At 71.5% G+C, this 13,001-nt stretch carries 12 protein-coding genes; 6 read left to right on the plus strand and 6 right to left on the minus strand.

Annotated elements, in window-relative coordinates; translation table 11 throughout:
* Positions 1-15: 15 nt before the first annotated feature.
* Positions 16-876: an SDR family oxidoreductase gene (locus OHA30_RS21200; protein WP_328917936.1), complete on the minus strand. Its 861-nt coding sequence runs from the start codon at positions 874-876 to the stop codon at positions 16-18.
* Between the two features lie 111 nt (positions 877-987).
* Here OHA30_RS21200 and OHA30_RS21205 point away from each other — a divergent pair, with 111 nt between their 5' ends.
* Positions 988-1,341 carry a winged helix-turn-helix transcriptional regulator gene (locus OHA30_RS21205; protein ID WP_328915437.1) on the plus strand — a complete coding sequence of 118 codons (354 nt, stop codon included), beginning with the start codon at positions 988-990 and terminating at the stop codon, positions 1,339-1,341.
* 128 nt (positions 1,342-1,469) lie between these two features.
* Here OHA30_RS21205 and OHA30_RS21210 read toward each other — a convergent pair whose 3' ends face one another.
* The 3 genes from OHA30_RS21210 to OHA30_RS21220 form a co-directional block, all read right to left on the minus strand.
* Positions 1,470-2,531 (minus strand): 2-oxoacid:ferredoxin oxidoreductase subunit beta, encoded by a 1,062-nt coding sequence (locus OHA30_RS21210; RefSeq protein WP_328915438.1) that lies wholly within the window; start codon positions 2,529-2,531, stop codon positions 1,470-1,472.
* Positions 2,524-4,473 (minus strand): 2-oxoacid:acceptor oxidoreductase subunit alpha, encoded by a 1,950-nt coding sequence (locus OHA30_RS21215; protein WP_405785484.1) that lies wholly within the window; start codon positions 4,471-4,473, stop codon positions 2,524-2,526. Before OHA30_RS21215 ends, OHA30_RS21210 begins: the two co-directional genes overlap by 8 nt.
* Positions 4,474-4,621: 148 nt before the next feature.
* Positions 4,622-5,281 carry a response regulator transcription factor gene (locus tag OHA30_RS21220; RefSeq protein WP_328917938.1) on the minus strand — a complete coding sequence of 220 codons (660 nt, stop codon included), beginning with the start codon at positions 5,279-5,281 and terminating at the stop codon, positions 4,622-4,624.
* 155 nt (positions 5,282-5,436) lie between these two features.
* Here OHA30_RS21220 and OHA30_RS21225 point away from each other — a divergent pair, with 155 nt between their 5' ends.
* A complete protein-coding gene (locus OHA30_RS21225; RefSeq protein WP_328915439.1) occupies positions 5,437-6,393 on the plus strand; it encodes a quinone oxidoreductase family protein in 957 nt (318 codons plus the stop codon).
* 120 nt (positions 6,394-6,513) lie between these two features.
* Here OHA30_RS21225 and OHA30_RS21230 read toward each other — a convergent pair whose 3' ends face one another.
* Positions 6,514-7,863, minus strand: a complete 1,350-nt coding sequence (locus OHA30_RS21230) for a sensor histidine kinase (protein WP_328915440.1) — start codon at positions 7,861-7,863, stop codon at positions 6,514-6,516.
* A 159-nt stretch (positions 7,864-8,022) separates the two neighbouring features.
* Positions 8,023-9,225: a sensor histidine kinase gene (locus OHA30_RS21235; protein ID WP_328915441.1), complete on the minus strand. Its 1,203-nt coding sequence runs from the start codon at positions 9,223-9,225 to the stop codon at positions 8,023-8,025.
* Between the two features lie 219 nt (positions 9,226-9,444).
* Between OHA30_RS21235 and OHA30_RS21240 the strand changes: the two genes are divergently transcribed.
* Genes OHA30_RS21240 through nuoH form a run of 4 tightly spaced genes read left to right on the plus strand, consistent with a single transcriptional unit; the run spans position 9,445 to position 12,999 of the window.
* Positions 9,445-9,834 (plus strand): NADH-quinone oxidoreductase subunit A, encoded by a 390-nt coding sequence (locus OHA30_RS21240; RefSeq protein ID WP_328915442.1) that lies wholly within the window; start codon positions 9,445-9,447, stop codon positions 9,832-9,834.
* Positions 9,825-10,445: an NADH-quinone oxidoreductase subunit B gene (locus OHA30_RS21245; RefSeq protein WP_328915443.1), complete on the plus strand. Its 621-nt coding sequence runs from the start codon at positions 9,825-9,827 to the stop codon at positions 10,443-10,445. Before OHA30_RS21240 ends, OHA30_RS21245 begins: the two co-directional genes overlap by 10 nt.
* The gene (locus OHA30_RS21250) at positions 10,442-12,040 is read left to right on the plus strand and encodes an NADH-quinone oxidoreductase subunit C (protein WP_328915444.1); all 1,599 of its coding nucleotides are present in this window, start codon (positions 10,442-10,444) and stop codon (positions 12,038-12,040) included. Before OHA30_RS21245 ends, OHA30_RS21250 begins: the two co-directional genes overlap by 4 nt.
* Complete coding sequence (gene nuoH / locus OHA30_RS21255; protein WP_328915445.1) at positions 12,037-12,999, plus strand: NADH-quinone oxidoreductase subunit NuoH; 963 nt, start codon at positions 12,037-12,039, stop codon at positions 12,997-12,999. The genes OHA30_RS21250 and nuoH overlap by 4 nt, the downstream gene beginning before the upstream one ends.
* The last annotated feature ends 2 nt before the right edge of the window (positions 13,000-13,001 follow it).

Here is a 13,001-nt window from a genome sequence, read left to right on the forward strand (position 1 = left end):
TGGGAGAGCGCCGGATCAGGCCTGGAGCGCGGCGGCCACGGTCTCGCGCAGCGGCGTGGTCGGCCGGCCGATCAGCCGGGCCAGGTCGCCGCTGGTGGCGGCCAGCAGCCCGCGCTCGATCGCCCGGTCCACGTCCACCAGGACCGCGGCGAAGTCCTCCGGCACCCCCACGCTGACCAGGATCTCCTTGCGCTGCTCGGCGGAGACGTTCTGGTACGTGATCTCGCGGCCGCTCAGCTCCGCGATCACCGCCGCGTAGTCGGCCAGGCTCCAGGCCGTGTCGCCGCTCAGCTCGTACACCGTGTTCTCGTGGCCCTCGCCCGCCAGGACGACGGCCGCGGCGGCCGCGTAGTCGGCGCGGGCGGCCGAGGCGATCCGGCCGTCCCCCGCGTTGCCGATCACGGCGCCGTGCTCCAGGACCGCGGTGATGTTGGCGGTGTAGACCTCGGTGTACCAGCCGTTGCGCAGGAAGACGTACGGCAGCTTCGAGTCGAGGATGTACGCCTCGGTGGCCTTGTGCTCGTCGGCCAGCGCGAAGTCGGCCTCCGGGCCGCCGAGCACCCCGGTGTACGCGAGCAGTGCCACGCCCGCCTCGGCCGCCGCGTCCACCACCGCGGTGTGCTGCGGGATGCGCCGGCCGACCTCGTTGCCCGAGATCAGCAGCACCCGGTCGCCGGCCCGGAAGGCGTCCTTGACGGTCTCCGGCAGGTCGTAGTCGGCGACCCGCACCTGGACGCCCTGCGCGGCGAGGTCGGCGGCCTTGTCCGCGTCCCGTACGACGGCGGCGATCTCCCCGGCCGCGACCCCGCGGGCGAGCAGGTCCGCGACGACGAGGCGGCCCAGGTGCCCGGTGGCTCCGGTGACGACGATGCTCATGGTGTTCACTCCCGTGACGAGGATCATCGCGCCGTTGTCCGGCGCGCGCATGATCACCGTAACCCTGGCGCTAACTTCTGGAAAGTACCCACTTTGAAGTAGGGTACATACATGAAGGTAATCTGCCCTGAGCGGGCCGTTCTTGAGCATGTCACCAGCACCTGGGGTGTCCTGGTGCTGTGCGAACTGCTCGACGGCACCCTGCGGTTCGGCGAACTGCGGCGGCGGATCGGCGGGGTGAGCGAGAAGATGCTCACCCAGACGCTGCGCACCCTGGAACGGGACGGTTTCGTACGGCGCCGGGCGCGCCCGGTCATCCCGCCGCACGTGGACTACGACCTGACCCCGCTCGGCGAACAGGCCGCGGGCCGGGTACAGGCGCTCGCCCGGTGGACCGAGGCCCACGTCACGGAGATAGCGGCGGCCCAGCGGGAGTACGACGAGGGGCGCGCCCGTACGGCCTGAGCGTGGCTGCCGCCCGAGGCCGTACGGCCTGAGCGCGTACGGGCGGCCGGTCGCCGCACACGACGACGCCCGGCCGGGGCTGACCCGGGCCGGGCGTCGGTCGTCGTACGGCACCCACGGAGACGCGGTCAGACGACCGTCCAGGTGTCGCTGCCGGCGAGCATCGTCGACAGGTCGCCCTTGCCCTGCCGGACCACGGCCTGCTCCAACTGCTCGGCCATGTCCGTGTCGTAGACCGGCCGGTCGACGTCCCGCAGCACCCCGATCGGCGTGTGGTGCAGGGTGTCCGGGTCGGCCAGCCGGGACAGCGCGAACGCGGCCGTCGGCGAGGAGGCGTGCGCGTCGTGCACCAGCACCCCGGCCGTGCCCTCGACCGTCACATCGATCACCCGCAGGTCACCGGTGGCCGGGTCGCGTACCACGCCCTTGCTGCCCAGACCGTCCTCGGCGGGCGCGCCGAAGCGGATCGGCTGCCCGTGCTCAAGGCGGATCAGGGCCTCCTGCGCGGTCTCCTTCTCCTTCAGCGCGTCGAAGGCGCCGTCGTTGAAGATGTTGCAGTTCTGGTAGATCTCCACCAGTGCCGTGCCCTGGTGGGCGGCGGCCGCGCGCAGCACGGACTGGAGGTGCTTGCGGTCCGAGTCCAGCGTGCGGGCCACGAAGGACGCCTCCGCGCCGATCGCCAGCGACACCGGGTTGAAGGGTGCGTCCAGTGAGCCCATCGGTGTCGATTTGGTGATTTTGCCGATTTCGGAGGTGGGGCTGTACTGGCCTTTGGTCAGTCCGTAGATCCGGTTGTTGAAGAGCAGGATCTTGAGGTTGACGTTCCGCCGCAGGGCGTGGATCAGATGATTGCCGCCGATGGACAGGGCGTCGCCGTCTCCCGTCACGACCCACACACTCAGATCGCGGCGTGAGGTGGCGAGGCCGGTGGCGATGGCGGGGGCGCGGCCGTGGATGGAGTGCATGCCGTAGGTGTTCATGTAGTAGGGAAAACGGGACGAGCACCCGATCCCCGAGATGAACACGACGTTTTCCTTGGCCAGTCCCAGTTCGGGCATGAAGGACTGGACGGCCGCGAGGATGGCGTAGTCGCCGCATCCGGGGCACCAGCGGACTTCCTGGTCGGACTTGAAGTCCTTCATGCTCTGTTTGGCCTCGGCTTTGGGCACGAGTGCCAGTGCCTCAGACATGCGCACTCCCCTCGGGGCTCAGTTCCGTGATGGCCCGGGCCAGTTGTTCGGCTTTGAAGGGCAGTCCGGTGACTTGTGTGTATGAGTGGGCGTCGATCAGGTATCTGGCCCGGATGAGGTGGGCGAGCTGGCCGAGGTTCATTTCGGGGACGAGGACGCGGTCGTAGGCGGCCAGGATGTTGCCGAGGTTGGCGGGGAAGGGGTTGAGGTGGCGCAGGTGTGCCTGGGCGACGTGGCCGCCTTCTGCGCGGATACGGCGGACGGCTGCGGTGATCGGCCCGTAGGTCGAGCCCCACCCGAGCACCAGCGTGCGGGCCTCCCCACCGGGATCGTCGACTTCAAGGTCGGGGACTTTGATGTTGTCGATTTTGGCCTGGCGGGTGCGGACCATGAGGTCGTGGTTGGCGGGGTCGTAGCTGATGTTGCCGGTGCCGTCCTGTTTCTCGATCCCGCCGATGCGGTGTTCCAGGCCGGGGGTGCCGGGCACGGCCCAGGGCCGGGCGAGGGTCTCGGGGTCGCGGAGGTAGGGCCAGAAGGTTTCGCTGCCGTCCGCCTCGGTGTGGTTCAGCGTCGTGGCGAACTGCACCCGCAGGTCGGGGAGTTCGGCTACTTCGGGGATGCGCCAGGGTTCGGAGCCGTTGGCGAGGTAGCCGTCGGAGAGCAGGAAGACCGGCGTGCGGTAGGCCAGGGCGATGCGGGCGGCCTCCAGCGCTGCGGTGAAGCAGTCGGCGGGGGTTGCGGGGGCGATGATGGGGACGGGGGCTTCGCCGTTGCGTCCGTACATGGCCTGGAGGAGGTCGGCCTGTTCGGTTTTGGTGGGCAGGCCGGTGGAGGGGCCGCCGCGCTGGATGTCGATGATCAGCAGCGGCAGCTCCAGGGACACGGCCAGGCCGATGGTCTCGGATTTGAGTGCGACGCCGGGGCCGGAGGTGGTGGTGACGGCCAGGGCGCCGCCGAAGGCGGCTCCGAGGGCTGCGCCGATGGCGGCGATCTCGTCCTCGGCCTGGAACGTTCTGACGCCGAAGTTCTTGTGGCGGCTGAGTTCGTGGAGGATGTCGGAGGCCGGGGTGATCGGGTACGAGCCGAGATACAGCGGCAGTTCGCTCTGGGTGGAGGCGGCGATGAGGCCGTAGGACAGGGCGAGGTTCCCGGAGATGTTGCGGTACGTGCCGGCGGGGAAGGCGCTGGTGGCGGGCTGGACTTCGTAGGAGACGGCGAAGTCCTCGGTGGTCTCGCCGAAGTTCCACCCGGCGCGGTAGGCGAGGATGTTCGCTTCGGCGATGTCGGGTTTCTTCGCGAATTTTTTGCGGAGGAAGGCTTCGGTGCCGTCGGTGGGGCGGTGGTACATCCAGGAGAGCAGGCCGAGGGCGAACATGTTCTTGGCGCGTTCGGCGTCTTTTCGGGCCAGTCCGCTGTCCTTGAGGGCTTCCAGTGTCAGTGTCGTCAGCGGCACGGGGTGGACGGAGTACGCCTCCAGGGACCCGTCGTCCAGGGGGCTGGCGGTGTAGCCGACTTTGGTCATGGCGCGTTTGGTGAACTCGTCGGTGTTGACGATGATCTCGGCGCCGCGGGGGAGGTCGTGGAGGTTGGCTTTGAGGGCGGCGGGGTTCATCGCGACGAGGACGTTGGGTGCGTCGCCGGGGGTGAGGATGTCGTGGTCGGCGAAGTGGAGCTGGAAGGAGGACACGCCGGGGAGGGTGCCTGCGGGGGCGCGGATCTCGGCGGGGAAGTTCGGCAGGGTCGACAGGTCGTTGCCGAACGACGCGGTCTCCGAGGTGAAGCGGTCACCGGTGAGCTGCATCCCGTCACCGGAATCCCCGGCAAACCGGATGATCACCCGATCGAGACGCTTGGTCTCCTTGGCCGGTTTGCGCTGTTCGCCGAGCACCTGTGCGGCGACGGGCGGTTGTCCCTCGGTGAGGGGACTGACCTGGCTGGTCACTGAAACGGACCTCCTTCGAGGCGGCGGCTCACCCTGCATCGTACGTCGGTAAGGGTCACCTTCCCCGTACGTCCCGCTATCTGGAAGGAAAGGGGGACGACGGCGTGCCGACGATCGGCCCCGCCGCGGCGCGACAGGCTGAAAACAGTTACGAGTTCAGGTACGTGAGCACCGCGAGCACCCGGCGGTGATCTCCGTCACTCGGCGCCAGGCCCAGCTTCAGGAAGATGTTGCTGACGTGCTTCTCGACGGCGCCGTCGCTGACCACGAGCTGCTTGGCGACCGCGGAGTTCGTCCGGCCCTCGGCCATCAGGCCCAGCACCTCCCGCTCGCGCGGGGTCAGCCCGGCCAGCACGTCCTGCTTTCGGCTGCGGCCCAGTAGCTGCGCGACCACCTCGGGGTCCAGCGCGGTGCCGCCCTCGGCGACCCGGACCACCGCGTCCACGAACTCGCGGACGTCGGCCACCCGGTCCTTGAGGAGGTAGCCCACCCCGCGGGTGCTGCCTGCCAGCAGCTCGGTCGCGTACTGCTCCTCCACGTACTGCGACAGTACGAGCACCCCCACGCCCGGGTGGTCGCGGCGCAGCTGGACGGCCGCGCGGACCCCTTCGTCGGTGTGCGTCGGGGGCATCCGGACATCGGCGACCACGACATCGGGCGGCGCGCCCTGGTCGGCGAGGTCGCGTACCGCCTTGATCAGCCCCACGGCGTCGCCCACACCCGCCACCACGTCATGGCCGCGGTCGGTGAGCAACCGGGTCAGGCCCTCCCGAAGCAGTACCGAGTCCTCGGCGATGACCACCCGCACCCTGTCCTCCACCCTTTTCCGCCCCCATTTCCGACTGACTCCTCCAGCATCCCAGCATCAGCGGGGGAATGGGGAATACGGTTTCGGTGGGCAAGGTTGCGCCCGGCAAAATGCGGAGGCCGCGATCCGGCGGTCCGCAGGGGAGAGGAGTGCGTGTGCGCGCGGTCGGTTTCGACATCAACGGTGGCCCTGAAGTGCTCAGGACCGTGGAGCTTCCGGTACCCGAGCCCGGCCCAGGTCAGGTGCTGATCCGCGTCGCCTACGCGGGGGTGAACTACGGCGAGGTGCAGCACCGCCTCGGCGACTTCGGGGCTCCGCGCGGGACCGCCGTACCGGGCCATGAGGTCTCCGGCGAGATCGCCGCGCTCGGGCCCGGCGTCACCGGGCTGGCCGTCGGCGACCCGGTCGCCGCCTATCTCCCCGACGGCGGCGGTTACGCGGAGTACGCGGTCGCGCCCGCCGACTTCTCCTTCCCGCTGGACGGGATCTCGCTGCGCGACGGCGGCGGCGCGGCGCTGGTGCTGACCACGGCGTACGGCGTCCTCGCGGGCGCGGCGCGGCTGGTCGCGGGGGACTCGGTGCTGATCCACGCGGCGGCCGGCGGGGTCGGCTCGGTGGCCGCCCAGATCGCCCGGGCGCTGGGCGCGGCCGCGGTGTACGGCACGGTGGGCTCGTCGACGAAGGCCACGTACGCCAAGCGCTTCGGCTACGACGCGGTGCATCTGCGGGACGCCTTCGTGGACCACGTGCCCGAGGTGGACGTGGTGCTCGACCCGATCGGCGGCCCCACCCGGCTGGCCAGCCTGGAGGTCCTGGCGCCCTTCGGCCGTCTGACGGTCTACGGCGAAGCGGCCCGGCACCCCGACCTGACGCTGCCTGTGCTCCCGTTCTGGAGGCAGAACCGCTCCCTGACCGGCTACAACATCGGCGACCTGGGCCGCCGCAGCCCCGCGACCGTCCGGGCCCACGCGCTGGCCGCCCTCTCGCTGCTCGCGTCCGGCACGATCTCCCTCGACATCACCGCCGAACTCCCGCTCACCTCCGCCCGCGAGGCCCACGAGTCCCTTCAGGCGGGCCGCAATGTGGGCAAGACGCTCCTGGCGGTGGGGTGAGGACGGGGGTGAGGACGCCGCCCGAGGCGCGCGCGTCCGGTCCGGGCGGCCGCGAGGATTTGACGCCCGACCCCGCACCCGTCCGTACGCCCGTCCGTACGCCCGTCCGTACACCCGTCCTTAGGCCCGCCACGGCAGCTCGGCCGTGATCCGGGTGGGCCCGCCCACCGGCGAGTCCACGACGAGCACCCCGTCGACGGAGTCGAGCCGTTCGGCCAGCCCGGCCAGCCCCGATCCCGCCGCCACCGACGCGCCGCCGCGCCCGTTGTCCGTGACATGAAGGAGCAGCCGGTCCTCCACCTGCCACACATCGACCCCCGCCCGTGAGGCGCCGCTGTGCTTGCTGATGTTCTGCAGCAGCTCGGAGACCGTGAAGTACGCGATCCCCTCGATAGCCGGCACCGGCCGGGCCAGCAGCTCCACCGACACGGTCACCGGCACCGTGCACCGCGCGGCCACCGCCGAGAGCGCCGGGCCGAGCCCGCGGTCGGTGAGGATCGCCGGGTGGATGCCGCGGGCCAGGTCGCGCAGCTCCTGGAGCGCGATCTTCACCTCGCCGTGCGCCTCCTCGACCATCGCCGCGCCCACTGTGGGGTCCTCCAGCAGCTTCTCCTTGGCCAGGCCGAGGTCCATGGCGAGCGCGACCAGCCGGGCCTGGGCGCCGTCGTGCAGGTCCCGTTCGATCCGCCGCAGGTCCGCCGCCGCCGTGTCGACCACGACCCCGCGGTCCGACTCCAGCTCGGTGACCCGGCTGTCCAGCCGCGACGGCCCGAGCAGCCCGGACACCAGCAGCCGGTCCACATGGGCCATGCCCCGCACCAGCCACGGGGTGAGCAGCACCAGCACCAGCCCGATGGCAGCGCACATCGCCAGGTCCAGCGGGCTGTCCAGATACCAGTCGTGCCGGTGGTCGGAGCTGCCGTACACCTGAATGCCGTCATGGCTGGTGTAGGCGGGGAACACCCACTTCCACAGCGGGTAGGTGAGGAAGACCCAGCCGTTGACGAAGAAGCTGATCGCCACCGAGAAGGTGAACACGCCCCACGGGAAGTGGATCAGGCAGTAGATCGTGTGCCGCCAGTTGACGCCGCTGCCGAGCTGGCCGCCGACCTTCGACAGGAAGCCGCGGCGCTTGGTCCGTACGGGACCCGGCTCGTCGATCTCCATCCACAGCAGTGAGCGCGCCCGGGCCCGCTCCACGCGGCCGACCACCCGGCAGCCGCCCAGCGCGAGCACCAGCACCGGCAGTCCGATGAAGGTGATCAGCAGCCCGGCGCCGAGCGACAGCATGGTGACGGTCCAGGTGAAGCCGATGATCCCCATCGGCAGGTTCAGCAGCAGGTAGCACAGCTCCCGCCAGGTACGCGCCTCGAAGGGTGCCCGCAGCGCCAGGGGAAGCCGGTGCTCGCGCTCCTCGGGCGGGAAGCCGTACGCCATGGTGGGGACCGTCCTTTCCGCTCTGCTCGTCATACCTCCACACTGGCCGTACGGCGGCCCCGAACCCATGGTGCGGATCGGCGTCTTGGGGGTGGGGATACCCCTACCTCCTGGGCCCGGCCCCTCGGCAAGCCGCGACGGCCGGCCCCCGCCGGGACCGGCCGTCAGCGCTTGGCCGTCGTCAACGGCCCCTCAGCGGCCGGGCGCACCGGACTTGCGGAACTCCCGGTCCCGCCACGGCAGTTCCGCCGTCACCACGGTCGGGCCGCCGACCGGGGAGCCGACCACGAAGAGCCCGTCCACCGAGCCCAGCCGTTCCGCGAGACCCGCGAGCCCCGAACCGGCCGAGACATCGGCCCCGCCGCGCCCGTCGTCCCGTACCTGGATCATCAGCCGGTCGTCCGCCCGCCAGACGTCCACGGACGCCTTACGGGCCCCGCTGTGCTTGCTGACGTTCTGCAGCAGCTCGGAGACCGTGAAGTACGCGATGCCCTCGATCGCCTCCGCCGGCCGGGCCCCCAGATCGACGGTGACCGCGACCGGGACCGTGCAGCGCGTGGCGACCGACGACAGGGCCGCGTCTAGACCCCGGTCGGTGAGGATCGCCGGGTGGATGCCGCGGGCCAGGTCGCGCAGCTCCTGGAGAGCGACCTTCACCTCGCCGTGCGCCTCGTCGACCATCTTCGCCGCGGCCTCCGGGTCTTCGAGCAGTTTCTCCTTGGCCAGGCCGAGGTCCATGGCGAGCGCGACCAGCCGGGCCTGGGCGCCGTCGTGCAGATCGCGCTCGATCCGCCGCAGATCGGCCGCCGCGTGGTCGACCACGACCCCGCGGTCCGACTCCAGCTCCGCGATCCGCCGCTCCAGCTCGTCCGACGGCTGGAGCAGCCCGCGGACCAGTCCCCGGTCCACGGTCGTCAGGCCCCGGGTCAGGAACGGCAGCACCGGCCACGCCACGAACAGCGCGACCAGGGTGATGGTGAAGGTCACGATGCCCCACGGCAGGCGGATCGCGAAGTACAGCGCGTGCCGCCACGCCACCGGGTCCTTCAAAGTCGTCCACAGCCACGGCAGGAAGCCCAGCGTGCTCCGCCGCAGCGGGCGCGGCTCGTCCACGTGCACATGCAGCAGATCACGGGCCCGCGCCCGCTCCAGCCTGCCGAGCAGCCGGCAGCCGATCAGCCCCATGGCCAGCAGCGGCAGCCCGATCACCGTGACGGACAGTCCCAGGCCGATCGAGATCATCGTCACGACATAGACGAATCCGATGATCGACAGCGGGAGATTGAGCAGCAGATACCCGATCTCCTTCCACGTCACACGGTCGAGCGCGAAGCGCGGCGGCGGCAGCGGCTCGGGCGACACGGTGGAGGCCCGGGGCTGGGGCGAGGTGTTCATGACCCCAGCCTGCCGGGCGGAGGGCGGACGGCGCCATGGGGTGCGTGGGCGGGTCGGGGTGGGGTTATCCCCCGCTCAGGGCTCTCCGGCCGCCCGCCGTACGCCCCCGCCGGGACCAACGGTGGACGCCTGCGTCCGCTCGTGAGGCCAGGGCCTAGACTCCCTCCGTATAAATCGTCTAAAGATCCACCCGGATCGCTGGACACCACCGGTACACGAGTGAACGAGGTGCGGACGGACGTGGACTACTTCCACGGCTACTCGGTCGTCGGGCTGGTCGCGGTCGTCGGTGTGCTCTTCGTGACGGTCGCGTTCGCGGCCGGCCGACTGCTGCGGCCCGTCGTGCCGACGCGCGAGAAAATGCTCACGTACGAGTGCGGGGTCGACCCGGTCGGCGAGGGCTGGGCGCACACCCAGATCCGCTACTACGTGTACTCGTTCCTCTATGTGATCTTCGCGGTGGACGCGATCTTCCTCTTCCCGTGGGCGACGGTCTTCGCCGCGCCGGGCTTCGGCGCCACCACGCTGGTCGAGATGTTCGTCTTCATCGGCTTCCTCGCGGTCGGGCTGCTCTACGCCTGGAAGAAGGGCGTACTCGAATGGACCTGAACTCCGTGGACCTCACAGCCGCCGCCGGCCCCGAGCCGTTGCCGGAGCCGCGCCGCCTCGGGCCGCTCGCCCGGCTGGCGCCCGAGCCGATGAAGGTGGTCCTCAACTGGGGCCGCCGCTACAGCCTGTGGGTCTTCAACTTCGGCCTGGCCTGCTGCGCGATCGAGTTCATCGCCGCGTCCATGTCCCGGCACGACTTCATCCGGCTCGGCGTCATCCCGTTCGCGCCCGGCCCGCGCCAGGCCGACCTGATGGTCGTCTCCGGCACGGTCACCGACAAGATGGCCCCGGCCGTCAAGCGGCTGTACGAGCAGATGCCCGAACCGAAGTACGTCATCTCCTTCGGCGCCTGCTCCAACTGCGGCGGCCCGTACTGGGACTCGTACTCCGTCACCAAGGGCGTCGACCAGATCATCCCGGTCGACGTCTATGTGCCCGGCTGCCCGCCGCGGCCCGAGGCTCTGCTCCAGGGCATCCTCAAGCTCCAGGAGAAGATCGCCCGGGAGTCGCTGGGCGAGCGTTACGCCACGGGCGGCTCGCGGCCCTCGGCCGCCGCGCTGACCAGCGGTCTCGTCACGCCGCCGGCCGGGCCGGAAGCGGGTGGGCGGTGAGCGGGTTCGATCAGCTGCCCGAGGGCGCTGACGCGGTGTTCGGCGAGGGCGCGAGCGCTCAGCAGGCGTACGACCTGCTGACCGTCGACGTGCCCGCCGCCTCCTGGACCGCCGCCCTGGAGACCGCCAGGACCGTTCTGGGCTGCACGTTCTTCGACTGGCTCAGCGCGGTCGACGAACCCGGCACGGGCTTCCGGGTCTGCGCCCATGTCGTCCGGCTGACCGGCGGCGTACGGCGGCTGCTGATCCGTACCACCGTGCCGTACGAGGCCGCCGCGCTGCCCACCGCGACCGGGATCTACCCGGGCGCGAGCTGGCACGAGCGCGAGACGTACGAGATGTTCGGCGTCGACTTCACCGGGCACCCCGGGCTTGTACCGCTGCTGCTGCCCGAGGAGTTCGAGGGGCATCCGCTGCGGAAGGACTTCGTGCTGGCCGCCCGGGTCGCGAAGGCGTGGCCCGGCGCGAAGGAGCCGGGCGAGTCGCACGACGGCGGGCCGAAGCGGCGGCAGATGCAGCCGCCGGGCGTCCCCGACCCGAACGAGTGGGGGCCGCTCAAGGGGCAGTTGCCCCCGGCCCCCGCCCGCCCGGCCCGCACCCCGCGGGCCGCGGGTGCGGGTGCGGCTGGCGCCGCAGGTCGTGCGGGTGCGGGTGCGGCTGGCGCCGCGGGGGAGCGGCCGGCGCGCCGCAGCCGGAGCGTGGCCGACGGCTCGGCGAGCCAGGCCGCCGGTACGGAAGCCGGTACGGAAGCGGCGCCCGGCGCTTCGGCGCCGTCCCGGGAGCCGCGCAGGCGGGCCCCGGACGCGCCGTGGGAGCAGCCCCGCGAGACGCCTCCGGCGCGGGAAGCCGACGAGCCGTTCGGCGGACGGCGCTCCGAGCCGGGCGACGCCCCGGCGCCGGAGCGGCCTGCGGCCGCGCAGCCCGCGCGGACACCGGAAGCGTCCGGCGCCCAGGCCGCCGAGGAGTCCGTGGCCCCGGAGAGCCCGGCCGTCCGCGAGGAGCCCGCGCCCCCGGAATCTGCGGTCGGTTCGGAGGAGCCGGCAGCCCCGGCGACCCCCGAACCTGCGGAGGTCCCGGAGGAGTCCGCGGCCCCGGAACCCGTGGAGGTCCCGGAGAAGTCCGCGGCCCCCGAACCTGCGGAGGTTCCGGAGGAGACGGCGGCCTCCGAGCCCCCGGCGGGCGCCGGGAGCCCGGCTGTCCCCGAGGAGTCTGCGACCCCGGCGGTCCCGGAACCCGTGGAGGTTCCGGAGGAGTCCGCGACCTCCGAGCCCCCGGCGGGCGCCGGGAGCCCGGCCGTCCGCGAGGAGTCCGCGACCTCGGAATCTGCGGCCGGTTCGGAGGAGCCGGCGGCCCCGGCGGCCCCCGAACCTGTGGAGGTCCCGGGGAAGTCCGCGGCCTCCGAACCTCCGGCGGGCGCCGGGAGCCCGGCTGTCCCCGAGGAGCCCGCGACCCCGACGGTCCCGGAACCCGCAGAGGTCTCGGAGGAGTCCGCGGCTCCGGAACCCCCAGCGCGGCCCGAGTCGTCCGGTGGGGGCGAGGCCGGTAGCGGTACGTCCGCCGATGAGGAGCCCCTTGAAGGAGGCGAGGACAAGTGAACGACACGCTCGACGTGCTGCTGCGGCTCGTCGCCCTCCTTGTCGTCTTCCTGGTCTTCCCGCTGCTGGTCGGGCAGGCCGAGCACAAGGTCATGGCCCATATGCAGGGCCGGCTCGGCCCGATGTACGCGGGCGGTTTCCACGGCTGGGCCCAACTCGTCGCGGACGGGGTGAAGTTCGCCCAGAAGGAGGACATCGTCCCGGCCGACGCGGACCGCCGGGTCTTCCAGATCGCGCCCGCCGTGGCCCTGCTGCCGTACCTCCTCGTGCTGATCGCGATCCCGGTCGGACCCCATGGCTTCGTGGGCCAGACCATCGACGCCGGGCTGATCTTCGTACTGGCCGTCATGGGCGTCGGCGTCCTCGGCTCGCTCATGGCCGGCTGGGCGTCGGCCAACAAGTACTCGCTGCTCGGCGGCCTGCGCACGGCAGCCCAGCTGTTGGCCTACGAGCTGCCGCTGCTGCTGGCCGCCGCCTCCGTGGCGATGGCGGCCGGCACCCTCTCGCTGCCCGGCATCGTGGCGTCGTACCACTGGTGGTGGACGCTGTGGCAGCTGATCGGCGGCCTGGTCTTCTTCACCGCGGGGCTCGCCGAGCTGCAACGGCCGCCGTTCGACATGCCGGTCGCCGACTCGGAGATCATCTTCGGCGCCTACACCGAGTACACCGGGCTGCGCTTCGCGCTCTTCCTGCTCGCCGAGTACGCCGGGATCGTCGTGCTCTGCGCGCTGACCACCGTGCTCTTCCTCGGCGGCTGGCACGGGCCGTGGTCGGGCAGCGTCGGCTGGCTGTGGACGCTGGTGAAGACCGGGCTGCTGGCCTTCGTGGTGATCTGGCTGCGGGTGACCTACCCGCGGCTGCGCGAGGACCAGTTGCAGAAACTCGCCTGGACCGTGCTCATCCCGCTCGCCCTCGTCCAGATCGCCTTGACCGGCGTCGTCAAGGTGGTGATCTCGTAGCC

Source organism: Streptomyces sp. NBC_00223, assembly GCF_036199905.1.
In the GTDB taxonomy this organism is placed as follows: Bacteria; Actinomycetota; Actinomycetes; order Streptomycetales; family Streptomycetaceae; genus Actinacidiphila.

Bases quoted from the DNA above. Each gene is read 5' to 3' on its own strand.
- OHA30_RS21205 (WP_328915437.1), top strand. From the start codon at position 988: ATGAAGGTAATCTGCCCTGAGCGGGCCGTTCTTGAGCATGTCACCAGC.
- OHA30_RS21235 (WP_328915441.1), bottom strand. From the start codon at position 9,225: ATGAACACCTCGCCCCAGCCCCGGGCCTCCACCGTGTCGCCCGAGCCG.
- OHA30_RS21245 (WP_328915443.1), top strand. From the start codon at position 9,825: ATGGACCTGAACTCCGTGGACCTCACAGCCGCCGCCGGCCCCGAGCCG.
- OHA30_RS21200 (WP_328917936.1), bottom strand. From the start codon at position 876: ATGAGCATCGTCGTCACCGGAGCCACCGGGCACCTGGGCCGCCTCGTC.
- OHA30_RS21210 (WP_328915438.1), bottom strand. From the start codon at position 2,531: ATGTCTGAGGCACTGGCACTCGTGCCCAAAGCCGAGGCCAAACAGAGC.
- OHA30_RS21230 (WP_328915440.1), bottom strand. From the start codon at position 7,863: ATGACGAGCAGAGCGGAAAGGACGGTCCCCACCATGGCGTACGGCTTC.